We start from the raw sequence: 21,946 nt of genomic DNA, 5'->3' as shown, positions 1-21,946 counted from the left end.
TTGTGGATTTGTTACAGTAATTTATCCAAAACCTGTTGCCAGGTATCTACACGCTCGTAATCTTTTAGTAGTAAGTTGTGGGGAGAGGAGAATAAGAGTTTTCTGCCTTTAAAACCAATGAAATTTTTTGCTCTGTCGTCAATCATTACGTCTACATCAACAATTTTATCTCCGCAGAACATGATGTTTCTCCAGGTAATAAAAGGAAAATGCTCTGCCAGCCAGTCAAGCTTGTCTTCAAGAGAGTTCCTAAATTCTGTGGCTGCAGAAACGATATATACATCATGATGTTCCTGTAATTTTTTAACAGCTTCTACACTTCCTTCAATTAGCGGGAGGTCTCTGAAAAAGCCTTTTTCATTAATATAATCGAACCATTTATTGTTAATATGCTCTGGCATATGCTGGTAAACTTCATTTCCCGGTTCAATAATCAAGTCAAGCGGGATTCCGTAATCCCTGTTATAAAGGTGTATAAATTTGTGTATCGGATCGGCTAAAACCTCGTCCATGTCTATGGCTATTCTCATTTGTATGTCGTTTGTTCCAAATATCTTTAATTGGGGAGACAGTTATGTTAAATGAATTTAAAATTATTGCATCTTGTTAATCATTAGTATTTTACTTACTTTTGCAACCCCGCAAGCACGAAGCTCCGGGAACTATGTTGAATACATAAACTAAAAGAGAAATGGCAACTAAAATCAGATTGCAAAGATTCGGTAAAAAAGGTAAACCTTTTTTCCACGTTGTGGTAGCGGATTCCCGCTCACCAAGAGATGGTAAATTCATTGAGCGTTTAGGTTCATACAACCCAAACACCAATCCAGCTACTATCGATCTTAACTTTGACAAAACTTTAGACTGGGTAAACAAAGGTGCTGAACCTACGGATACTTGTCGTGCTATCCTTTCTTACAAAGGTGTTTTATACAAAAAACACTTAGAAGGTGGTGTTAAAAAAGGTGCGTTAACTGCAGAACAAGCGGAAGCTAAATTTGCTGAATGGTTAAGCGCTAAAGACGGTAAAATTGAAGGCAAAAAAGAGGGTTTAACTAAATCTAAAGATGAAGTTAGAAAAGCTGCTCTGGCTGCTGAAGCTAAGAAAAATGCTGACCGTGCTGCTGCCCTTGCAATTAAAAATGCACCGGTAGAAGAGGTTGTAGAAGAAGAAGTGGTTGAAGAAGCTCCAGTAGCTGAAGCTCCAACTGAAGAAGCTCCGGTAGCAGAAGAAACTCCTGCAGCAGAAGCTACAGAAGAAAGCAAAGAAGAAGAAGCATAGTATTTTTGTTATTCTGAATAATAGCGAAGAATCTTTATATGATTTCTTCGCTATTTTTTTATTTAGGGGTTTATGAAAGGCGGTGGCAATCGTAGCTAATAGACCAAAATTAATAATACACCAATGAAAATAGAAGAAGCATTTTATATAGGATACATTACCAAAACAAAGGGATTAAAGGGAGAGGTTCAGCTATTCTTTGAATATGATGAGCCTGAATTGTTGGAACTTGATGTGATTTTTGCGGATATTAATGGCAAAATGGTGCCTTTCTTTGTGTCGTCTTATAAGCTTCAGACAAATAATACGGGCAATTTCTATTTTGATGACATCGATCATATAGACAAGGCCCAGCCTCTATTAAGAAAGAAAGTGTACCTGCCTTTAACAAAAATGCCGGATCGTTCTGATGAAGATTTTCATTATAATGATTTAAAAGGCTTTGTTGTTTTTGATGAAACACATGGGGAGCTTGGTGAAATTATTGAAGTAAATGAATACCCTCAGCAATTTGTTGCTACGGTAGCCTATCAAAGTAAGGAAATCCTGTTTCCTTTAAATGATGATATGATTGTTGAGATTGATGAGGATGAAGGGACTATGCTTGTTGATTTGCCTGAGGGCTTATTAGACATATATATCAATCCTTAATTTTATCTTTGCACCATGCGTTTTGACATTATAACTGTTTTACCGGCTCTTTTGGATAGTCCTTTTGCCCACTCCATTTTGCAACGTGCTCAAAAGAAAGGCATTGCTGAGATAGTGGTTCATAACCTTAGGGATTATTCCACGAACAAGCAGAAAAGTGTAGATGATTATCCTTATGGCGGTGGTAGCGGTATGGTGATGTCTATTGAGCCTTTTGCCAGATGTATTGAAGGACTAAAGGCTGAGCGTGATTACGATGAGGTAATTTTTATGAGCCCTGATGGGGTGACCTTTAACCAGACGATTGCAAACGAATTATCCGGCAAGGGTAACATTATGATTCTGTGTGGTCATTATAAGGGCATAGACCAGCGCGTAAGAGATTTATTTGTTACACGCGAGATTTCTATCGGGGATTATGTTTTGTCGGGAGGAGAGCTTCCTGCTGCCGTTTTAGTTGATGCTATTGTAAGGCTTATTCCTGGTGTTTTGAATGATGAAACATCGGCTTTGTCTGACAGTTTCCAGGGAGAGCTGCTGGATGCTCCTGTTTATACCAGGCCTGCTGACTGGAATGGGCACAAAGTTCCTGATGTGCTGCTAAGCGGTCATGAGGCTAAGATTAATGAATGGCGCCATGATCAGGCATTGGCGAGAACACAACAACGTCGCCCTGATTTACTTGAAGATTAGTCCTATTTGCTCAGGAGCGAAATAATTTTATCCTTATCTTTTATTTGATCTTTCAATGCGGTAAGCATCTCTTTGCAATTTTTCAAATTGCTCTTTAGATCGGCATATTCTGCTTTTTGATCGCCCACAAGACTTTCTGTGATCTTGGTATCGTACGGTATTACTGGCGACTGAAAAAAGGTAGCAGGGGGCATTTTCAACACCTTAGAAAGGGTTATAATATCATTATATTTTATTGACCCCCTTGTTAAACTCAGCTTCAGGCCATCAAAGGTTTTGCCCATTTCTTGAGCAAGCCAGGTCATTGATCTGCCTTTTTCTTTGAGTAGCTCATCGACTATTCGCTTTAATACCATAAAAAATTCCGTATAAATTTGGCCGGCACTTAAAATATTTGGTGCGCTTATGCTATAAAATTATGAATAGCATTACATTTTTTTGATAAAAATACAAAAAATAAGCATAACCAAATTAAACTAACGTAGGTATGAAAAGAGTAAAGATCAGCGACAGTGCACCGAGGAGGTACAAGATTAACGAGTGTTTGCTAAAAAGATCGATCGACCACCACCGCGAAGCGATTAGGAAATTGCCTAAATATTTAGGCATCTCACTCAATACACTTCATAATTATCGAAACATTCTTTTTAGTGATGCTCAGTATATCCCTCATGACATTGTGGCTCTGTTTGAGGATTGTTTGAACTGGAGCCAAGGGGATTGCTGAATAAGCCCATAAGGGGCAAAACGCCGGATGAGCTGATAGCTACTGAACTACAGCAAAGTAGGGAATGATGCGTAGCGTAAATTCAAAAAACGGACTAACTGACAAGATTATATCATGAAAGAACAAAGAGAATATAAAATTGATGAAGCAAGAAGAAAGTTAAATTTATCAAATTATAAGGCCGCGCTAACGATTATCCCACGTGAATTGGGAATTCCTTCTAATGCTTTTCATAATTACAGGAAGTTAAAAGTTACTGATAAGGTTGATATTCCTTATGAAATGGTAAGAAAACTGGAGATCATGTTTAATAGGAAAATTGGAGAGCTGGCCAATTCAAAAATTTGTTGTGAGGCCCAGAGTGTTTTGATCATGGAATATCATAATACTGAAGCTTTTAGTGCTTAGCGAGTAGCCATGGATAAACCCGCTTTACAAGGGCTTTATTGGCCGAATTATTTATCTGAAGAATGAGTATATTTGCTTTTGAATATGTGGAAATAATAAAGAATGTGGAAAAAAATAAAAATCACTTTTATTTCTAAAATAAAATTCCTAATATTGCAGTCCGATTTTAAACAACAAAAAATCGGCTTAATAGCTTAAAATCATGGATTTAGTAAAATTTGTTGAAGAGCAGGTAATCGCAAAAAATGAGTTTCCTGCATTCAAATCAGGAGATACAGTGAGTGTTCACTATAAAATTCGCGAAGGTAATAAAGAACGTATTCAAATTTACCAAGGTGTAGTATTACAACGTAATAGCGTTGGTGCTAATGAAACGTTTACCGTTCGTAAAATGTCTAATGGTGTTGGTGTTGAACGTATCTTCCCGATAAATTCTCCAAACATCGCTAAAGTTGAAGTTAACAGCCACGGTAAAGTTCGCAGATCGAAATTATTCTATCTACGTGAGTTAACTGGTAAAGCAGCTCGTATCAAATCTAAAAGAGTTTAATTTTTTTAGAAAAAGCATATTAACCTTCCCGATTGTATCGGGGAGGTTTTTTTGTTTGGACCGAAACCACTCTGTTCTGGAATAATTAATTATGATTTATCATTATTTTAATGGTGGATCGTAAATGCATAGTTGCTTTTATCTAAGTTTGTTGTAACTAACTTATCTGGATTTAACTAAGCACATCATTACCCACTAAAGGGAAAAAATGATATGGTCAGTTTCATTCTGGAACTAACTGGAACATTGATGAAAGAACTATTAAAAAAATTTGAGGATAAACGACCTGAGATTGTCTTTGAATGGAAAGACAAGGAGTCTGAAGCTGAAGGCTGGGTAGTTATTAATTCACTACGGGGCGGTGCTGCGGGTGGAGGTACCCGAATGCGTAAGGGTCTAGACAAGCGAGAAGTGGAGTCTTTAGCAAAAACCATGGAGGTGAAGTTTACCGTATCGGGGCCGCCAATAGGAGGGGCCAAATCGGGAATTAATTTCGATCCTGCAGATCCAGGAAAAGCGCAGGTACTGGAAAGGTGGTACAAGGCCGTAATGCCTTTGCTAAAAAGCTATTATGGTACCGGGGGCGATTTAAATATTGATGAAATTCATGAGGTTATTCCTATAACTGAAGATTATGGCTTATGGCATCCTCAGGAAGGGGTGATCAATGGACATTATCAAGCCAGAGAGAATGAACGCATTCATCAGATTGGTCAGTTACGCTATGGCGTTTCAAAGGTTCTTGAAGATTTGAACTACACTCCGGATATTAAAAGAAAGTATAAGGTAGCTGATATGATTACCGGTTATGGTGTTGCAGAATCAATTGGACATTTTTATAAGATCTGGGGCGGCGAGCTAGGGGGTAAAAAAGCAATTATTCAGGGTTGGGGTAATGTTGCTGCCGCTGCAGGATACTATCTTGCTCAAAATGGCGTAAAAATTGTTGGAATAATTGATCGTGTTGGTGGGCTAATTAACACGAATGGCTTTACTGCCGAGGAAATTATCGGGCTGTTTAACAACAGGACGGGTAATACATTGATATCTCCTTCGTTGTTGTCTTTTGAGGAAGCGAATAAGGAGATCTGGAACATCGGGGCAGAAATATTTGTTCCTGCTGCTGCCTCCCGTCTGGTAAAGCAGGAAGAAGTAGATCAGTTGATAATTGGCGGGCTTGAAGTGATTGCCTGTGGTGCAAATGTTCCTTTTGCGGATAAAGAGATTTTCTTTGGCAGCATTATGGAACATGCGGACAATCACGTTGCTGTGATTCCTGATTTTATTTCCAATTGCGGCATGGCCAGAGTATTTGCATATTTAATGCAAAGAAATGTAGAGATGAGTGACGATGCTATTTTTTCTGATGCATCTGAAGTAATATATAAAGCAATGAAGGCTGTTTATAAGCACGATACAGCTAAAACCGGCTTGTCTAGAACAGCCTTTGAAATCGCACTAAAACAATTGGTATAAACTATGGATATTAATATTTTCGATCAGGTATTTTGGGGAAACACAGTAAAGCAATACTGTCTTTTTGGAGGGTTCATTTTATTGGGCCTGATTTTTAAAAGACTGGTATCTCGTCTGTTTAGTCTTTTGATCTTTACGGCATTTAAAAAATTTGCAGAAAATATTAAAGATGACACGTTTGTATCGCTGCTTTTAAAGCCCATCGAATCTTTCATTACATTTTGTGCGCTTTATCTTGCCGTAAATCAATTAAAATATCCATTGGATGTTATCATATGGCACAAGGCAAAATCTAAGCTTGAGGTGACTATAGGGGATTGTATCGATAAGATTTTTTTGTTCCTGATCATTCTATCTATATTCTGGATTATTTTAAGGATAATTGACTTTATAGCTCATGTTTTAAAGTATAAAGCATCCATAACTAATAATAAAGCTGATGATCAGTTAATTCCATTTTTAAAGGAGTTAACAAAAACCTTAATCTGCTTTTTGGGCTTCTTTGTACTGTTGGGTTTTGTTTTTGAAATCAATGTGCTAACATTAATTACCGGCTTAGGTATTGGAGGTATAGCTATAGCCCTGGCGGCTAAAGAGAGTTTAGAGAATCTAATAGGCTCTTTTACGATATTTCTGGATAAGCCATTTACTGTAGGGGATGTGGTTAAGGTTGATGGAATTGAGGGAACTATAGAAAAGGTTGGTTTTAGAAGCACCTGGCTGATAAGTCCGGATAAGACAACAATTGTTATCCCGAACAGGGCAATGATTGATGGGGTTCTGGAAAATGTTACATTAAGGAACTACAGAAGGGTGAACTTCCATATCGGAATTACTTATGAAACGAAGCGTGAGGATATTAAAAAGATTTTAGATGATATCAATACATTCTTGAAAAATGATTCCAATACAAGGGATGGCTATGCCACTTTTGATAATTTTGGGGATTTCGCCTTAAATATCCAGGTTGTGTACCTTGTGATAAACATGGAATTTAGTCAGCATGTTAAGGTTAAGGAGGAGATTAATTTTAAGCTCATCGAGATAGTTGAGGCCCATAAATCGGGATTTGCCTATCCTACGCAGCGCTCTGTAACTGATGCTCCCCCTGCCGGAAAACCGCTTTAAGAAAGTTCGGCCAAAACGGTAATACCGCCTTTTACAACCTGATCAAGTTCAAGGTTAACTTTGGTGCCAATAGGTAAAAATATATCTACTCTTGAGCCAAATTTAATAAAGCCGAATTGTTCAGACTGCTCAACATTGTCGCCCTCTTTGATATACCAAACAATGCGTCGGGCAAGTGCACCTGCAATTTGTCTGAATAATACCGGGGTGCCATTTTTATGTTCCACTACAACGGTTGTACGCTCGTTTTCTGTTGATGATTTTGGGTTCCAGGCAGCCAGATACTTGCCAGGATGGTATTTGAAGAATCTAACTACTCCCGAAATAGGGTTTCTGTTAATGTGTACGTTTACCGGCGACATAAATATGGACACCTGTAATCTTTTGTCTTTAAAATACTCACCTTCCTGAGTTTCTTCTATTACTACAACTTTCCCATCGGCAGGGCAGATTACCAGATTATCACCGGTTGTAAATGTACGGCTAGGGTTTCTGAAGAACTGTAGTACGGTAACAAACAGTGCAAAAGAAAAAATATAAATGAACCACCTTAACCAGGTAATGTCTGCAAATTTATAGTCAACAACTGCATTAATTATAAAGATGAAGAGTAGTGAAACGGCTATTGTGGTATATCCTTCTTTGTGTATGGTCATTCTTTTAGTAATATGTTTGGTGCAAAATTGGGAAAAAAATATCGGATTACGGTAAAACAGAGGCAACAGTTTTGGCTCTGTAGATATCATTAAGGTTTCTTCCGAGACCATTATAGTCTAGTCCATAGCCAACAACAAATTCATTACTGAGCTCAAACCCTACATATTCCAGTTCTTCAATTGGGCTTTTTAGTGCGGCTGGTTTTAATAACAGGGAACAAACTTTAACGGAGGCCGGGTTTTGTTTGTATACTTCAGCGAGAATATAGCTGAGGGTAAGTCCGGTATCAACAATGTCTTCAATCAGAATGACATCTCTATCCTTCAGGTCGTTAGGCAAACCAAAGGTCTCTCTGATGTTACCACTGCTTTCTGTGCCCTCATAAGATGAGACTTTGATAAACCCTACTTCGCAGGATATGGTAATCTCTTTTAAAAGGTCGGCCATAAACAAAAAGCTCCCATTCAAAATGCCAATAAATATAGGGCAGCGATCCTCGTAATCTACATTTATTTGGATGCCGATTAAGCGGGTTCGCTTGGCAATATTGTCATTTTGAATTAAGATTTCGAATTCTTTATCTTCTATTTGAATTGTGTTCATAGTTACGCGATTAACCAATAAGAGAGTCGATTATTAGTTTTCTTTTTTCTGCTTTTCGAGTTCCTCTTCCAGGGCCTTTTCTTTTCTTCGCAGCTCTCTTTTTTCTTCTCTTAGTTGTTTCCTGGTTTTCTTCACTGTATCAACAGTTATATTCGGTTTTGAGACAGAATCTTTTTTGGCTTCTCCGCCAAATAACCGGTCAAACAAGTTTTTAGAGGCATCGTGTGTTTCTATTGCAGGCAGAGGGTCATCACTGTCAAAAGCATTTGTATCAATGGTGGTGGTGTCAGGCAATAAATATTGGCGTAGTCCTTCTCTTAGATGAACGTTATAGAAGCCATAACCGCTGGTATCCGGAGGAGTTAACCCCCTTTTGGCCATAATGTTACCAATGTATTTAAAGTACGGATACATATAGTCCTTAAGGCCACCATCACCTCTGAATTTATATAAGGCTATTTTAGGTCTGGGAACTATGTTTGCAAGGAATATGCCTTCTCCAATATTCAGGTCTGATGGTCTTTTTCCAAAATAATGTCTTGTGGCTTCACCGATACCGTAAACATTCTGGCCCATTTCAATAATGTTAAAATAGACTTCAAGCATCCTGTTTTTAGTAATAAGGTGGTTGTTTTCTATGAGCCAAACGATTAGTATTTCCTCTGCTTTGCGTGCAAGGGTTTTTTGTCGACTTAAAAAAATGTTCTTAACCAATTGCATGGAAATGGTACTGCCACCACGAACAAACCTTTTCTCTTTAAAGTTTACCGCAAAAGATTTGCGAATTGATTCCTGAACGAAGCCTTTGTGTGTAAAGAAAGAAGGATCTTCGGAGGTTAATATTGCATTTTTAAAGTTGCTCGAAACCTGTGAAAGCGGGGTGTAATTAGGATTGGAAGGGCCTATCATGATATCGCGCATAGGTTTTCCGCGCTCGTATGGTGTATATATAAAGTCCTTATTAATTTTCTGCAGGTTGGTTTTACCTAATTTTAAGATCTTGAAATTTGTAGGCGTTAACCCGGAGTAAAATTTAACACTGTCTGGCAAAGCGCTATCAAGATAAAAATCAAGATCGTACTTAAGCTTTCCGCTCACTTTTAATCCTTCCAGCGATTCGAATAGCCCATGCGGAAAAGAGTTGAAAAGCTCTTGAGCATCTTGTTCAGGAGCACGAACCTTTAGCTCATAGATTTTGTTAGGAGAAAGGGTGTATTTTAGGTACGGGTGTATGGTCGCATTTTTTAAAAGAATTGTTGAGGAACTATCCAGGGCAAGGTAATTTTCTCCGATAAGCATATCGGCGTCAATCTTTGCATCGGGCACAACAATATCATTGGATGCGATTTTTGGATGATTGATCAATAAGTTCTTTACCGACCAGGAGCCTTCTATTTTGAAAGCATCGCCGCTGTAGTCTGCATTTTTCATCTCTGTTCTGACGGTGTCAAAGCTAAACTTGGCATGCAGTTTATCATTAAGATACTGAAGCTGAACAGGGCTTTTGTCTGCAAACAGCATCACATCCAGCTGTTTTTTTCCGGGCTTTAATTTTCCATTTATATGCCAGGTTGCATCTTTATCATTTACAAGTATTGTAGACGTTAGGTCGCCATCGTCTATTGTTGCAGTGGTGGTTAAGAACTTTAAATGGGCGGTGTCATTATCATTAACGGTTAACATCAGGTTTTTAACCTCCATGTTGTCCGGTATTTTATAAAGAAACTGATTGAGTAGGTTGTGGGCTAAATCACCAAGATCTACCTTAGATTTTTTCTCGGTGCTATCTTTCTTTTTACGTTTTAGAATAAAGTCGAGATTGCTAAGTGAATCTTTAAATACAATATTTATTTTACCCGTATTTAGCGTAACCTCCGATAATTTTACATTGCCAACAATTAAAGGAAACAGCTTAACACCTACGGTCAGATCGTTGATGGTGGTTAAGGTATCTCTATCTTTAGGGACAATTGTAATATTGGTCATGTGAACAGTACTAAGACCACTAAAGCCAGCCGTTCCAATTTTAATATTCAGATTAAAGTCTTTGTCGGCTTTTGCAATTGCTTTGGCCATCATTGTCTTTAGTAAAGCTTCTCTTTTGTTGTAGGCAATGGCACCAACCGTAATACAAATCACTAGAAAACAGCCTAAAACCCACGCTCCTATCTTTATGTATTTTTTAGGGATATTAATTTTTGGAAGATGCATGCTGTAGAATAAAATTTTTATTGCTAAACGTTAAATATAAATGTTTATTTCGTGTTAAAATTACACTAAAAACGCTAAAGTCAATTAAAATTATTCACCCATTTGCAATAATGTAACCAAGAGCCATGAATGCTTGGGGAGTTTTAGTTAAATTTGTAACAATGATTATTAGCCCAGAACAAGTCCTTGCAGCCTTGAGAAATGTTGAAGACCCAGACCTTAAAAAAGATCTGGTGACTTTGAACATGATCAAAGATTTAAAAATAGAAGATAAGAACGTAAGTTTTACCTTAGAATTGACTACTCCTGCGTGTCCTATGAAGGATATGCTTAAGAATGCCTGTCTAAACGCGATTAAACATTTTGTTAGCCAGCAGGCAGAGGTAAGTATCAATATTACTTCGAGGGTAACCAAGCCAATGGATAGTACCCAGTTAAAAGACATCAGAAATATCATTCTGGTTTCATCTGGAAAAGGAGGTGTAGGGAAATCGACCGTTGCAAGTAATCTTGCAGTGTCTTTAGCTGCTGATGGAGCAAAAGTTGGTTTGATAGATGCAGATATTTATGGGCCATCTGTGCCTACAATGTTTGATCTGGTTGGTGCGAAGCCAAGTGCCAGGGAAACGGAAGACGGTAAAACCCTTATCTTGCCAATTGAAAAGTACGGGATAAAGCTACTGTCGTTAGGTTTTTTTGCAGATCCTGACCAGCCAGTGCCGTGGCGCGGACCAATGGCTTCGAATGCGGTAAAGCAGTTGTTTAATGATGCAGACTGGGGCGAGCTTGATTACCTGATTGTAGATCTTCCTCCGGGTACCGGAGATATCCACATCACCATTACGCAAAGCTTCCCAATTACCGGGGCTGTCATTGTTACTACTCCTCAGCAGGTGGCTTTAGCTGATACCAGAAAAGGTTTAGCTATGTTTAAAATGCCAGGCATCAATATTCCTGTTTTAGGAGTTGTCGAAAATATGGCTTATTTTACACCTGAAGAATTGCCAGAGAGTAAGTATTATATTTTTGGTAAAGATGGAGGTAAAGAATTGGCAAAATCTTTTGATGTGCCGTTTTTAGGTGAAATTCCAATTGTACAAAGCATTGCAGAAGCAGGAGATAATGGAGCGCCTATAGCCTTAAATACAGAGAGTGTGCTTTCTGGAGCATTCGCAGAAATAGCAGGAAGAGTAGCTCAGCAAGTAGCTATAAATAATGCACAAACTGCTAATTGCTAAAAATTTACTATTTTTATACTTTAATAAAATATAACCAATGAATTTAACAGAACAAGTAGAGCAGGCACTAGAGACCATTCGTCCGTATTTAATAGCGGATGGTGGAGATGTTGCGATTGAAGAGATTACGCCGGAGAATGTAGTTAAATTAAAATTATTAGGTAACTGCGGATCCTGCAAAATGAGCTTTATGACAATGAAGGCGGGCATTGAACAAGCAATTATGAAGGCAGTACCACAAATTACCTCAGTGGTAGCTATAAATTTAGCTGAACCAGTATAAACGATTTAACACTATTTAACTAGCCGTTTTACCAAATACAGCTAATTTTGTAACATGAAGTATTCGTTCACCTTAATATTGCTTCTTTTCGTTTCTTCGATATTTGCACAGCAAATAACTACGGATAAGAAATTGATCCAATTTTCCGGAATTATTACCGATGTGGATAGTAATACTGTTGTGCCTTATGTTACGGTTACAAATTTATCGAATAAGGAGCAGCGTTATGCTGCCAATTATAAAGGATTCTTTTCTTTTATAGCCCATCCAGGAGATACAATTTTGTATACCGCGGTAGGTTATAAAGACTTGCTTTTAGCGGTTCCCTCTGTAATTAATGACACCAAGTATACGGCTATGATTAAACTGAAAGCCGAAATCATAAACCTTCCCACTGTTCGGGTTTATCCATGGGCAACTGTGGAGGAATTCACGAGGGACTTTATGTCTATGAAGATAGCGGATGATGATTATGCCATTGCCGCTAAAAACCTGTCACAAGAAAGCCTGTCTGGTTTAATGCAAACCCTTCCAAGAGATGGTGGAGAGATTCAGAGCACAAATTTCAGAACAAACCATGAAAGGTCGCTAAATAAGAACATGGTTCAGACTAATCCTTTACTTAATCCATTTGCATGGGGTAAACTAATGCAGTCTATCTTTAAAGGGGATAAGAGTAGAAGCGCCGATAATTAGCGCTTTTTACCTTTGTGCTGATTAGGGAAACGCATCTTATAATCGGCCTTTATATTGCCTTTAGAAATTGCATCCAACTTGCTTTGAAGCATTCTCTTCCGCAACAATCCTAATTTATCAGTAAATAAAGTACCTTCTATATGGTCATATTCGTGTTGAATAACACGCGCAGGCATGCCTGTAAATTCTTCGGTATGAAGCTCCCAATTCTCATCATAATATTCTATAAGAACATTTGGTTTACGGGTCACATCTTCTCTGATATCGGGAATACTTAAGCATCCTTCATTAAAAGCCCATGGTTCTCCGGTTTCTTCCAGAATTTCAGCATTGATAAATACCTTTTTAAAACGGTTTTTATCTTTTTCATCAGCGCCAGTATCAACAATAAACAGGCGTATTGGTAACCCAATCTGAGGGGCTGCCAAGCCAACACCGCTTGCGTTATACATGGTGTCGAACATATTGGTGATTAGCTGTGCCAAATCCGGGTATGTCTCATCAATTGGAGCGCATACTTTTTTCAAAACCGGATCTCCGTATGCTACAATGGGTAACTTCATTCTGCAAAAATACAAATATTACCCTAAAGGATAAAAAGTTAGCGCACTAAGATTACTTTCATCTAATATTTCATTGGTAATATTACCAATATCTGTTGTTGATACTGCTTGTATCTTGCTGAAAACGGTTTCGAGATCGTCTATTTTATCATAGTCAATAAGGCTTTTGGCCATAGAAATGATGAGCCCGATTCGGTTTTCTTCGCCCAGGGCAATCTGTCCGATGAATTTATTCTTAGCTTTTTGGAGTTGCACTTCGCTGAAGTGATTATCGCGAAGCTTTTTCAGCTCTTTAAAAATAAGCGCACTTGCCTTATTTACTTTTTCCTTATCAGTGCCAAAATAAAGGGTAAAAATACCCGTGTCACTTAATGGGCTATAGCCAGATTCAATGGTATAGGCAATTCCATACTTTTCTCTGATCTGAAGGTTCAGTATAGAACTCATGCCATTGCCCCCAAGAAGGTTATTTAATAATAACAAACCTGTTTTATAAGGGTGGTGTAAAGAGTATGCCTGAGAACCCAGCATTGCATGGGCTTGCTGGATTGGCTTATTGAATGTTTTAGTAACAACAGGAGCCCGTAAGGGAGCGTGCCTGGTTGATGTATGGAGGTTAGCCGGAATTTCCGAATAGTGCTTTGCGCCAACTTTTACTACCTTATTTAAAGAATAATTGCCCAATACCGCAATCACCATCTTATCGGTATGGTAGTTTTCCTTTATAAACTGATGGATATCTTTCTGAGTGATTTTGCTTACACTTTCTGTTGTCCCCAGTATATTACGTCCAAGTGCGTGTCCGGAGAATACCATATCCTCAAAATCGTCATAAATAGCTTCTTCCGGCTGATCAAGGTAGGAGGCTATTTCATCCAATACCACACTTTTCTCTTTATCCATTTCATCCTCAGGAAATGTAGAATGAAAAACGATATCGTTAAAAAGTTCCAGGGTTCTGTCTAAATAAGGATTTAGAAATGAAGCATGGATGCATGTATACTCTTTTGTGGTGTAGGCATTTAAGTCTGCGCCTACACTTTCAAGTCTGTTTAGTATTTGATTTGTGCTGCGCTTCTCGGTACGTTTAAAAATCAGATGCTCTATAAAATGGGCCAGGCCTGCATTTTTATCACTCTCATCTCTGGAGCCACTATTTATAATAATACAGGCATGAGATATTGCTGATGCAGACGGTACATGAAGTAGGCGGATGCCATTAGGCAAGGTGTGAACGTTGTATTCCATTAATTGTGCAAAGATACAGAGAAATATATCATGCGATTATAATTTTTCTGTATCCGGATAATTCAGGTTTAAGGCCTCAGTAATAGCCTGTTTGCTTGGCCTTGCTGATACCAAGAGCATGAAAAAAACAACTCCTGCAATCAAAAACACAATGTTGCCGCTTACCAGAAAGCCAACAATATTTAACAGAGCAGGAAGCTCAAAAAGAGCGGTGCGCATTAAGAAAGCAACTTGATATTTATTGATCTTGTCATCTGCAGAAAGTTCCTGAACATTAGATAACTGCTTTTTGAACAAGAATTGTCCTAATGCAATTGAAACAAGACCAATCAAAGGAAATAGCGGAAAGAATACATCATTCTGATTCAAATCGGCATCCAGGTAAAGACGATCTTTAACGGTTAGATACGAGGTGGCTGCCATTAAAACGATGGCCAGGCAGAATGCAAGATGTATGGTTTGCATTGCTTTTAATTTGGAAGAGTTCATTCTTAAAGCATTAAGTTAGCTCAAGATAACGATTTCTTTAGAAATTACCACTGGCCCCCCCACCTCCAAAGTCTCCACCACCAAACCTGGTATTGTCGCCCTGAGGCTGGGTGCCAGAGAAAGTTTCAGATACAATGAGTGATTCTACTTTTAGTTTATCCATAAAATTGTCGTCCTCTAAATCTTCATACGTGAAGCCGTGTTTAGGTGTTTTAAGGTATTTCATTACCATATAACAGATTCCTAAAAGGATGATCCCGACAATGCTAAGCACGCCTTCAATTGGCATGAGATGATAGTAGTTTCTGAAAGTAAATGCTGCTGCGGCTATCAGGATCAGGCCTGTTCGTAAAATGATTACATCCTTGTTTTTTATTCCAAGCCCTAAATAAATAAAAGGGATGAGGATAGTCCATGCCCAGAAGAAAAACCCAAAAGGAACAGTAGCCGGTTCAGCGCTATCGTATATGCCTTCGCTAGCGGGGCTAAGCGATTGTACCACGTAATAATTTCCTGCCAGATATAAAACAAGCAAACTTACAATCTGTACTACATACAAGCAGTTGGTATAAAAGAGGGTAGCTTTTTTTCCTACGCTCCGTTTGGATAAAAAATAAATTCCTGAACAAGCAATCATCATTAAAAAAGGCATGGTTGACATTCCCCATGAAAAAAGGTCTTTCCAAACAAAAAAGATCGTGGCAATAAGCGCAAAAAGGCTTATGGCTGTCATTAACATATCTATAAAGCGAAGGGCATAGTACAGGGCTAATAAGCATAGAAAGAATGAAATGCGTGAATACGGAAAATTGCTGCTTAGATCTGCTTGCAGGATAATAAATGCAGTTAAAAGTAAGCCCCCTGAGATCCACATTAAGGCATCATCAACTCCTGATTTAAAGTGATTGCTTTTTCTGACCATTATCTCAAGGGCGATGTAGGTAAGTATTCCTACAAAGAATGAAAAGCCCCATTTGTCAATAATATTCGTGTTACTTACCATAAGTATTAGCAATCCAATGGAAAAGGAAACAATGATGCAGGTTAGAATAAACAAGCCTATTCTGATAAAAATATTAGGAGAATAAAATCCTACAGGATGTTTTTCCTCTATTTTCTTTTGCTCCTCGATACTTATTGTCTCGGCTTTACGGGCTTTTTGTGCTTCTTCTCTAATTAATAAATTAGCCAGCCAAATGTTGTTGTAAATAATCATACGGCTTTAATTTTCTTGTTGAGGTTAATTAATAGAAATATAATACCAATTGCAGAGGCGATAAAATACATAAAGGAAAGGGTGATTGATGCATCATCTTTCATCGCGAAAAGGCCCCTTACTACCAAGGTGCTAATGGCTATATAAGTATAAATAACATCCAGTAACAAGAAGTAGAAAGACTGATGTTTCATGGCATCTTTATAAATATAAAAGGCCAGCGCAAACAGGGCTGCCATGAATAGAAATGCAAAGCCTGAATCGTAATAAAAGAAGTAGCCTGCTAATAGCGATATAAAGGAAAGGTGCACGCCGAAATGCTGGTATGTAAATCTGAAGTGCTTTTTAAAGTTAAAATAAACAGTCAGGTAGGCAGCAAGAAGTAATAATAACCCAAGTAACAGGTAAGTAAATATAACAGTCTGACTATTAAAATCAGCGTTTAGTAACAATTGTTTTGGAGTTACGGATACTCCCATCCAAATGGCCAAATTGGTTATCCCCATCGCTAAAATGCCCAGATGATCAAACTCATAGGCAATATAAAACAATGCAACCATAGGGATGAAAGTGGCCATTCCGTAGTTGGTGCCAAATACGGTATACTGGAATTGCAAATAACCAACAAATGATAAAAAGCTAAGGCAGCCCAGAAGGAGGATATAGTCAAAAAATGAGTTCGGAGATTTTATCAACTCTTTGCTAAAGGGCTTCTTATGCTTAAAGCAGTAAAAAAAGCATCCGGCACTGATGGCGGCAATGATTAATAAAATGACCTGATGGCCAATTGTGTCTATGTTTTTATAGATGAGAATGCCCAGGCCGGAACTTAACAACATTACACCGAGGTAAAGCAAAGTTTTTACCTCCCAGTGCAAAGAAAACAAGGTGGTTCGAGGAGCGTTTTTGATCCTTTCGAATGAATCTTCGGAAATACAGTCTTCTTCGAAAAGCTTTTTAAAAAGTTCAATGTTCATTGGTTGAGATGTTGATCATAGGATACTCAAGTATACAAAAAAGATGTCGTGTAAATGTTACTTACTGTCAATTTGACAACAAAAAGTAATTTGGAACATCCCTTGATAGGGAGCCTATGTACTTAAAAATGAGTTAACATATGAGCATAGAAGAAAAAGGAACGATATCCATTCACACGGAGAACATTTTCCCAATCATCAAGAAATTCCTATATTCCGATAACGAGATCTTTTTAAGAGAGCTTGTTTCAAATGCCGTTGATGCGGTACAAAAAATTAAACGCTTGGCAGCCCTTGGTCAGTACAGCGGAGAGCTGGGTAACCCTTTAGTTGAGGTTGCTGTTGACAAAGAAAAGAAGACCATTACCATTACCGATAACGGTTTGGGGATGACTGCCGAAGAGATCAAAAAATATATTAATCAGGTTGCATTTTCCGGAGCAAGTGAGTTTGTAGAGAAATTTAAAGACGCAAAAGATGCAAATGAGATCATTGGTAAGTTTGGTTTAGGCTTTTATTCGGCGTTTATGGTGTCTGATTTAGTAGAGATCCAAACGTTGTCATATCAGGAAGGCGCAGAGCCAGCAAGATGGATTTGTGATGGCAGCACTGAGTTTGAAATTACTGCTGGAAGCAAAACAACACGAGGTACTGAAATTATCCTCCACATAAATGCAGAGTCTGAAGAGTTTTTAGACAATCATAAAATAGAAGAGATTCTTGATAAGTATGGTAAATTTTTACCGGTACCAATTAAGTTTGGAACAAAAACAGTTCAGGAACCAGATGGCGAAGATGAAGAAGGAAAACCAAAAACTATAGGCGTAGAGGTTGATAACATTATCAATACGACTAATCCGATCTGGACTAAGGCGCCTGCAGATTTGTCAGATGAAGACTATCTTGCATTTTACAAGCAATTGTATCCATTTTCTGAAGATCCATTGTTTTGGATCCACTTAAATGTAGATTATCCTTTTAACTTAACAGGAGTATTGTACTTCCCTAAAGTGAAAAATGATTTTGATATGCAGCGCAATAAGATCAAGTTGTTTTCACGTCAGGTATTTATTACCGATGAGGTAAAAGATATTGTGCCAGAGTTCTTAATGTTATTGCACGGTGTTATTGACTCACCAGATATTCCCTTGAACGTATCAAGAAGCTTTTTACAGGCAGATAGTAACGTTAAAAAAATCAACAGCTACATCACTAAAAAGGTAGCCGATAAACTTCAGGAGTTGTTTAACAAAGACCGTAAAGGATATGAAGAAAAGTGGGGAGATATCGGGTTGTTCGTAAAATACGGAATGGTAAGTGAAGAGAAATTTAATGATAAAGCAAAAGATTTCGCATTGCTAACAAACACCAAGAATGAAAACTTTACGCTTGATGAATACCGTGAAAAAGTTAAAGATTTCCAGACGGATAAAAACGGGCAGGTAGTTTATATCTACTCAAACGACCCTTCAAAACAAGATAGTTTTATTCAATCGGCCAACAAAAAGGATTACGATGTGTTGTTAATGAATTCTGCTATTGATAATCACTTTGTTAGTCACCTGGAGCAAAAGCTCGAAAAAACCGCCTTAAAACGGGTAGATTCAAGTGTAGCTGATAAATTGATTGAAAAAGGTGATGCTATTGAGTCTGTACTTACTGAAGAACAAAGCAAAACGGTGTCGAGCATTTTTGAAAAAGCAATAACTAAACCCGGTATGCATGTAGAGGTAGTGGGCTTAAATCCGGATGAGTTACCTGTTACGGTAACTATGGATGAGTTTATGCGCCGTATGAAGGACATGGCCCAAATGGGTGGCGGAATGGGTTTCTATGGCAATATGCCCGACAGTTATAAGGTTGCTATTAACGGAAACCATAAATTGATTGGAAAGATTCTTAAAACAGATAACGAGGAAGAACAGAGCCTGCTTGCTAAACAAGCGGTGGATTTAGCTTTGCTTGCTCAGGGAATGTTAACAGGAGCAGAGTTAACGGCTTTTGTGAGCAGAAGCGTTGAGCTGATCTAAGCTTTCATATTTATAATATATTTATATCCCGCCATGAATTTTTCATGGCGGGATATTTATTTTTAAGGCTGGTGTAGCGTTTTGACGGTCAGAGTCGTTTTAGTGAAAAAAAGTGTTAATGGCCATTAACCATTTATTTTATTAATCGTAAAAAACAACCCTTAAAAAGATAGTACATTATGGAAATTTCAAACAAATTTAAAGCGATATCGAAAACACTTATTGCTGCGGTTACCATCTCAGCAGTATTGGTGTCTTGTTCAAAGGATAAGATCGACTATACCCCACAACCGATATCTGCTATGGACGTTATCCATGCTTCTCCAACTACTGAAAAATTAGATTTTTATATTGGAGATACCAAGGTAAACAACGATGATTTTGCTTACACCAACAGAATTGACTATAAGCAAATTTATTCGGGAGAGAGAGACGTAAAAATCACCAAAAAAGGATCTTCTACCAGCGTTTTAACAGAAAAATTAAAATTAGCCGATCAAAAGGCATATTCACTTTTCATTATCGATTCATTTGATAAAGTAAAGTTCTTGTTGGTTAAAGATTCTGTTACCATGCCAGGTGCTGGTAAAGCGAAACTTCGTTTCATAAACCTTAGCCCTGACGCTCCTGCATTAAGTTTATCAATAGTTGGAAAGGATGTGCCTGTAGCTACTAATAAACTATTTAAAGAATATAGTAACTTTGAAAGTGTTGATGCTGGAGATAAAGTATCGTTTAAAGTTAAAGACGCTGCCGGTGCTGATGTTGCAACGTTGGCTGATCAAAAAATTGAGAACGGAAAAGTTTATACCATTTGGGTAAAAGGACTTAAGGCAGCTACAACAGAAGAAATGAAGGTTGGAGCAGCTATTTTTACTCACTAACAATAAGATTTAATAAGCCGGCCTGCAATTTAAGTCGGCTTAAATTAAATTTATTTGGTTTGCTGTACGCTATATGATATGATTATAAGAAGAATTCTTAATTGTGCTGAAGAAGAATGCTCGGGCTTGAGGATATTATAGCGGGGTGTTTGAAGAATGACAACAAGAGTAAAGAGATGATCTATAAATCATTCTATGGCTATTTAATGGGCGTTGTTTTGCGTTATGTTAACGATAGAAATGACTCGGAAGAGCTTGTAAATGATAGTTTTATAAAAATTTTTAAAGGAATAACGCAATTTAGTTTTCCAAAAGATAACACCGAATTACAAAAGGCCTTTAAGGGCTGGATAGCAAGAATTTCATCAAGAACAGCAATAGATTTTTTAAGAACAAAAAGGACATACTTGTATGTTGATGATATTAGTGAGGATCAGCAACCGCTTACACAAGTCAATGCCGTGTCGCAATTAAATGTGCAAGACATTTTAAAGCTGCTTAATCAATTGCCGGAAACACACCGGCTTATTTTTAATATGTATGAAATTGAAGGTTTTTCGCACGATGAGATATCGAAAATGTTGAACATTCCAGAGAGTTCAAGTAGGGTATACCTTACACGAGCCAAGAATAAGTTGAGGGACCTGTATTCTAAAACATTAATTAATTCATATGCAACCAATTGAACATATGAAAGGATCTGAAGATGAGTTAATAGCTCATATAAAGGAAAGTCTGACAGGGCATGAGGAGGAGTATGTTCCGGGCTCATGGGAAAACTTCAATCAAATTGAAGGGAAAAGGAATGCAAAAGTATTATGGTTGTGGCGCTTAAGCAGCGCGGCGGCAGTAATACTTATTGCCGGTGCAGCAATTATACTTTTCACCAACAAAACAACAGGTGTATTGCCAGCACAAAACGTACGACATAAGCAAAAGGAAACACCTGCCCCTTCTGTAAAAATTGAAGAGAACATTGTAAAAGAAGCAGATTTGCCGATAGCAGAGAAGGAACATGAGCAATTAGCTGCGGTAAGAGAACGCAATAATATATCTGTTTATACCGCTGCTCAAGAGCCTTTAAAGACCCTTTCGGCCTCCTCTACAGAAGCAATTGCTGAAAAATCGAATCCCGTTGTTGTGCCTTCGGTTCGCGTTCCAGATACTAAGCAAGATATTGTTAAAACAGAAACGAAACCAATAGCAACGGAAAATAAAACCACTCTTTTCCAGGAGTTTCTAAACAATGAAACCAAAAAGAATCAGGGAGAAGCGCTGGCAAAATCATCGACTCCCCGAAAAGAAGACAAATGGGAAATGGGACTTGTTGTTTCGCCATCATTTGGAAATACAAAAAAACTCAACATGGGTTATGGGGTAAGTATGGGATATGCTTTATCAGACAAAATCTCCTTAAACTCCGGCGTATCATATAGCGAAATGGCCGCATCAAGAAGCCTGCCTGCTCCTGTAAGTACCGCTATTGCTGGCGAAAGTAAAAATTTAGAATCAATAGAGGCTAAGGTAACCGGTATAGATATTCCACTTGAACTGAAGTACCGTTTAAGTAAAAACCTGTATGCCAATGTTGGAGTATCTGCATTTGCCGTAATTAATCAGAAACAGAGCAACAGTTACATTCAGGAAAAATTGGTAGAGCGTGCTGTAAGTTCTGGTGGTGATGGATTGGCGGAGCTTAAGACATTTGCCGTAAATGAAAGGGTAGTAGAACCAGCACCCGAATCTGAAATTAAAGATGGAAGGTATATCGGATTCTATAATTTTTCATTTGGCTATAAACAAAAGATATCTAAAAATAAAGCCGTATCAATAGAACCTTTTATGAAAGTTCCAATGAAAGAGGTTTCTAAAGAGAATTTGCGATTAATAGGCACGGGCGTAAGGCTTAAGCTGGATTTTTAGTGTTTATTTTTAA

Annotated in this window: 24 protein-coding genes; 14 read left to right on the top strand and 10 right to left on the bottom strand. The window is 37.9% G+C overall.

Annotated elements, in window-relative coordinates; genetic code table 11:
- Positions 1–11: 11 nt before the first annotated feature.
- Positions 12–530 (bottom strand): 5'(3')-deoxyribonucleotidase, encoded by a 519-nt coding sequence (locus tag N824_RS26505; protein ID WP_235207318.1) that lies wholly within the window; start codon positions 528–530, stop codon positions 12–14.
- 161 nt (positions 531–691) lie between these two features.
- Here N824_RS26505 and N824_RS26500 point away from each other — a divergent pair, with 161 nt between their 5' ends.
- From N824_RS26500 to trmD, 3 genes are all read left to right on the top strand, one after another.
- Positions 692–1,282 (top strand): 30S ribosomal protein S16, encoded by a 591-nt coding sequence (locus tag N824_RS26500; RefSeq protein ID WP_048908113.1) that lies wholly within the window; start codon positions 692–694, stop codon positions 1,280–1,282.
- A 123-nt stretch (positions 1,283–1,405) separates the two neighbouring features.
- Positions 1,406–1,933 (top strand): ribosome maturation factor RimM, encoded by a 528-nt coding sequence (rimM, locus tag N824_RS26495; protein ID WP_048908112.1) that lies wholly within the window; start codon positions 1,406–1,408, stop codon positions 1,931–1,933.
- Between the two features lie 15 nt (positions 1,934–1,948).
- Positions 1,949–2,626 (top strand): tRNA (guanosine(37)-N1)-methyltransferase TrmD, encoded by a 678-nt coding sequence (gene trmD, locus N824_RS26490; RefSeq protein ID WP_048908111.1) that lies wholly within the window; start codon positions 1,949–1,951, stop codon positions 2,624–2,626.
- A 2-nt stretch (positions 2,627–2,628) separates the two neighbouring features.
- On the opposite strand, the gene N824_RS26485 is transcribed toward trmD, so the two are convergent.
- The gene (locus N824_RS26485; RefSeq protein WP_048908110.1) at positions 2,629–2,982 is read right to left on the bottom strand and encodes a hypothetical protein; all 354 of its coding nucleotides are present in this window, start codon (positions 2,980–2,982) and stop codon (positions 2,629–2,631) included.
- Positions 2,983–3,467: 485 nt separating this feature from the next.
- Here N824_RS26485 and N824_RS26480 point away from each other — a divergent pair, with 485 nt between their 5' ends.
- The 4 genes from N824_RS26480 (at position 3,468) to N824_RS26465 (ending at position 6,915) form a co-directional block, all read left to right on the top strand.
- The gene (locus N824_RS26480) at positions 3,468–3,761 is read left to right on the top strand and encodes a hypothetical protein (RefSeq protein ID WP_048908109.1); all 294 of its coding nucleotides are present in this window, start codon (positions 3,468–3,470) and stop codon (positions 3,759–3,761) included.
- A 202-nt stretch (positions 3,762–3,963) separates the two neighbouring features.
- Entirely contained in the window at positions 3,964–4,311 is a 348-nt protein-coding gene (gene rplS / locus N824_RS26475) for a 50S ribosomal protein L19 (RefSeq protein ID WP_048908108.1), read from the top strand.
- Between the two features lie 249 nt (positions 4,312–4,560).
- Positions 4,561–5,787: a Glu/Leu/Phe/Val dehydrogenase dimerization domain-containing protein gene (locus N824_RS26470; RefSeq protein WP_048908358.1), complete on the top strand. Its 1,227-nt coding sequence runs from the start codon at positions 4,561–4,563 to the stop codon at positions 5,785–5,787.
- A gap of 3 nt (positions 5,788–5,790) precedes the next feature.
- Positions 5,791–6,915, top strand: coding sequence for a mechanosensitive ion channel family protein (locus N824_RS26465; protein ID WP_048908107.1), 1,125 nt, complete (start codon positions 5,791–5,793; stop codon positions 6,913–6,915).
- Here the strand turns inward: N824_RS26465 and N824_RS26460 are convergent.
- Genes N824_RS26460 through N824_RS26450 form a run of 3 tightly spaced genes read right to left on the bottom strand, consistent with a single transcriptional unit; the run spans position 6,912 to position 10,386 of the window.
- A complete protein-coding gene (locus tag N824_RS26460) occupies positions 6,912–7,571 on the bottom strand; it encodes a phosphatidylserine decarboxylase family protein (protein WP_048908106.1) in 660 nt (219 codons plus the stop codon). The genes N824_RS26465 and N824_RS26460 overlap by 4 nt on opposite strands.
- A 46-nt stretch (positions 7,572–7,617) precedes the next feature.
- Positions 7,618–8,175: a hypoxanthine phosphoribosyltransferase gene (hpt, locus tag N824_RS26455; protein WP_048908105.1), complete on the bottom strand. Its 558-nt coding sequence runs from the start codon at positions 8,173–8,175 to the stop codon at positions 7,618–7,620.
- Positions 8,176–8,208: 33 nt separating this feature from the next.
- Positions 8,209–10,386, bottom strand: a complete 2,178-nt coding sequence (locus N824_RS26450) for a transglycosylase domain-containing protein (protein ID WP_048908104.1) — start codon at positions 10,384–10,386, stop codon at positions 8,209–8,211.
- A gap of 161 nt (positions 10,387–10,547) precedes the next feature.
- On the opposite strand from N824_RS26450, the gene N824_RS26445 reads away from it, so the two are divergent.
- Genes N824_RS26445 through N824_RS26435 form a run of 3 tightly spaced genes read left to right on the top strand, consistent with a single transcriptional unit; the run spans position 10,548 to position 12,603 of the window.
- Positions 10,548–11,624, top strand: coding sequence for an Mrp/NBP35 family ATP-binding protein (locus N824_RS26445; RefSeq protein WP_200869944.1), 1,077 nt, complete (start codon positions 10,548–10,550; stop codon positions 11,622–11,624).
- Positions 11,625–11,661: 37 nt separating this feature from the next.
- On the top strand, positions 11,662–11,907 hold the full coding sequence (locus tag N824_RS26440; RefSeq protein WP_048908103.1) for a NifU family protein: 246 nt from the start codon (positions 11,662–11,664) through the stop codon (positions 11,905–11,907).
- Between the two features lie 54 nt (positions 11,908–11,961).
- A complete protein-coding gene (locus N824_RS26435; protein WP_048908102.1) occupies positions 11,962–12,603 on the top strand; it encodes a hypothetical protein in 642 nt (213 codons plus the stop codon).
- Here the strand turns inward: N824_RS26435 and def are convergent.
- From def to N824_RS26410, 5 genes are read right to left on the bottom strand one after another with little or no spacing between them, the layout of a single operon-like run.
- Positions 12,600–13,166: a peptide deformylase gene (gene def / locus N824_RS26430; RefSeq protein WP_048908101.1), complete on the bottom strand. Its 567-nt coding sequence runs from the start codon at positions 13,164–13,166 to the stop codon at positions 12,600–12,602. The two genes, N824_RS26435 and def, sit on opposite strands and share 4 nt — an antisense overlap.
- Positions 13,167–13,184: 18 nt before the next feature.
- Positions 13,185–14,414, bottom strand: coding sequence for a pitrilysin family protein (locus N824_RS26425; RefSeq protein WP_048908100.1), 1,230 nt, complete (start codon positions 14,412–14,414; stop codon positions 13,185–13,187).
- 36 nt (positions 14,415–14,450) lie between these two features.
- Positions 14,451–14,903, bottom strand: a complete 453-nt coding sequence (locus N824_RS26420) for a hypothetical protein (protein ID WP_048908099.1) — start codon at positions 14,901–14,903, stop codon at positions 14,451–14,453.
- Between the two features lie 37 nt (positions 14,904–14,940).
- Positions 14,941–16,119 (bottom strand): hypothetical protein, encoded by a 1,179-nt coding sequence (locus N824_RS26415; RefSeq protein WP_048908098.1) that lies wholly within the window; start codon positions 16,117–16,119, stop codon positions 14,941–14,943.
- Positions 16,116–17,096, bottom strand: coding sequence for a DUF2157 domain-containing protein (locus N824_RS26410; RefSeq protein ID WP_048908097.1), 981 nt, complete (start codon positions 17,094–17,096; stop codon positions 16,116–16,118). Before N824_RS26410 ends, N824_RS26415 begins: the two co-directional genes overlap by 4 nt.
- A gap of 140 nt (positions 17,097–17,236) precedes the next feature.
- Here N824_RS26410 and htpG point away from each other — a divergent pair, with 140 nt between their 5' ends.
- From htpG to N824_RS26390, 4 genes are all read left to right on the top strand, one after another.
- Positions 17,237–19,126 carry a molecular chaperone HtpG gene (htpG, locus tag N824_RS26405; protein WP_200869943.1) on the top strand — a complete coding sequence of 630 codons (1,890 nt, stop codon included), beginning with the start codon at positions 17,237–17,239 and terminating at the stop codon, positions 19,124–19,126.
- Between the two features lie 179 nt (positions 19,127–19,305).
- Positions 19,306–20,010, top strand: coding sequence for a DUF4397 domain-containing protein (locus N824_RS26400; RefSeq protein WP_048908096.1), 705 nt, complete (start codon positions 19,306–19,308; stop codon positions 20,008–20,010).
- A 149-nt stretch (positions 20,011–20,159) separates the two neighbouring features.
- The gene (locus N824_RS26395) at positions 20,160–20,696 is read left to right on the top strand and encodes an RNA polymerase sigma factor (protein WP_235207316.1); all 537 of its coding nucleotides are present in this window, start codon (positions 20,160–20,162) and stop codon (positions 20,694–20,696) included.
- Entirely contained in the window at positions 20,683–21,933 is a 1,251-nt protein-coding gene (locus tag N824_RS26390) for a hypothetical protein (RefSeq protein WP_048908094.1), read from the top strand. Before N824_RS26395 ends, N824_RS26390 begins: the two co-directional genes overlap by 14 nt.
- Positions 21,934–21,946: the final 13 nt, after the last annotated feature.

Origin of the sequence: Pedobacter sp. V48, assembly GCF_000523515.1 — a bacterium.
In the GTDB taxonomy this organism is placed as follows: Bacteria; Bacteroidota; Bacteroidia; order Sphingobacteriales; family Sphingobacteriaceae; genus Pedobacter.
This window is presented reverse-complemented; position numbering and strand designations above follow the sequence as displayed.

What these genes read in the sequence shown, in the direction of transcription:
- N824_RS26505 (WP_235207318.1), bottom strand. Translation starts at nt 530, where the DNA reads ATGAGAATAGCCATAGACATGGACGAGGTTTTAGCCGATCCGATACAC.
- N824_RS26500 (WP_048908113.1), top strand. Translation starts at nt 692, where the DNA reads ATGGCAACTAAAATCAGATTGCAAAGATTCGGTAAAAAAGGTAAACCT.
- rimM (WP_048908112.1), top strand. Translation starts at nt 1,406, where the DNA reads ATGAAAATAGAAGAAGCATTTTATATAGGATACATTACCAAAACAAAG.
- trmD (WP_048908111.1), top strand. Translation starts at nt 1,949, where the DNA reads ATGCGTTTTGACATTATAACTGTTTTACCGGCTCTTTTGGATAGTCCT.
- N824_RS26485 (WP_048908110.1), bottom strand. Translation starts at nt 2,982, where the DNA reads ATGGTATTAAAGCGAATAGTCGATGAGCTACTCAAAGAAAAAGGCAGA.
- N824_RS26480 (WP_048908109.1), top strand. Translation starts at nt 3,468, where the DNA reads ATGAAAGAACAAAGAGAATATAAAATTGATGAAGCAAGAAGAAAGTTA.
- rplS (WP_048908108.1), top strand. Translation starts at nt 3,964, where the DNA reads ATGGATTTAGTAAAATTTGTTGAAGAGCAGGTAATCGCAAAAAATGAG.
- N824_RS26470 (WP_048908358.1), top strand. Translation starts at nt 4,561, where the DNA reads ATGAAAGAACTATTAAAAAAATTTGAGGATAAACGACCTGAGATTGTC.
- N824_RS26465 (WP_048908107.1), top strand. Translation starts at nt 5,791, where the DNA reads ATGGATATTAATATTTTCGATCAGGTATTTTGGGGAAACACAGTAAAG.
- N824_RS26460 (WP_048908106.1), bottom strand. Translation starts at nt 7,571, where the DNA reads ATGACCATACACAAAGAAGGATATACCACAATAGCCGTTTCACTACTC.
- hpt (WP_048908105.1), bottom strand. Translation starts at nt 8,175, where the DNA reads ATGAACACAATTCAAATAGAAGATAAAGAATTCGAAATCTTAATTCAA.
- N824_RS26450 (WP_048908104.1), bottom strand. Translation starts at nt 10,386, where the DNA reads ATGCATCTTCCAAAAATTAATATCCCTAAAAAATACATAAAGATAGGA.
- N824_RS26445 (WP_200869944.1), top strand. Translation starts at nt 10,548, where the DNA reads ATGATTATTAGCCCAGAACAAGTCCTTGCAGCCTTGAGAAATGTTGAA.
- N824_RS26440 (WP_048908103.1), top strand. Translation starts at nt 11,662, where the DNA reads ATGAATTTAACAGAACAAGTAGAGCAGGCACTAGAGACCATTCGTCCG.
- N824_RS26435 (WP_048908102.1), top strand. Translation starts at nt 11,962, where the DNA reads ATGAAGTATTCGTTCACCTTAATATTGCTTCTTTTCGTTTCTTCGATA.
- def (WP_048908101.1), bottom strand. Translation starts at nt 13,166, where the DNA reads ATGAAGTTACCCATTGTAGCATACGGAGATCCGGTTTTGAAAAAAGTA.
- N824_RS26425 (WP_048908100.1), bottom strand. Translation starts at nt 14,414, where the DNA reads ATGGAATACAACGTTCACACCTTGCCTAATGGCATCCGCCTACTTCAT.
- N824_RS26420 (WP_048908099.1), bottom strand. Translation starts at nt 14,903, where the DNA reads ATGAACTCTTCCAAATTAAAAGCAATGCAAACCATACATCTTGCATTC.
- N824_RS26415 (WP_048908098.1), bottom strand. Translation starts at nt 16,119, where the DNA reads ATGATTATTTACAACAACATTTGGCTGGCTAATTTATTAATTAGAGAA.
- N824_RS26410 (WP_048908097.1), bottom strand. Translation starts at nt 17,096, where the DNA reads ATGAACATTGAACTTTTTAAAAAGCTTTTCGAAGAAGACTGTATTTCC.
- htpG (WP_200869943.1), top strand. Translation starts at nt 17,237, where the DNA reads ATGAGCATAGAAGAAAAAGGAACGATATCCATTCACACGGAGAACATT.
- N824_RS26400 (WP_048908096.1), top strand. Translation starts at nt 19,306, where the DNA reads ATGGAAATTTCAAACAAATTTAAAGCGATATCGAAAACACTTATTGCT.
- N824_RS26390 (WP_048908094.1), top strand. Translation starts at nt 20,683, where the DNA reads ATGCAACCAATTGAACATATGAAAGGATCTGAAGATGAGTTAATAGCT.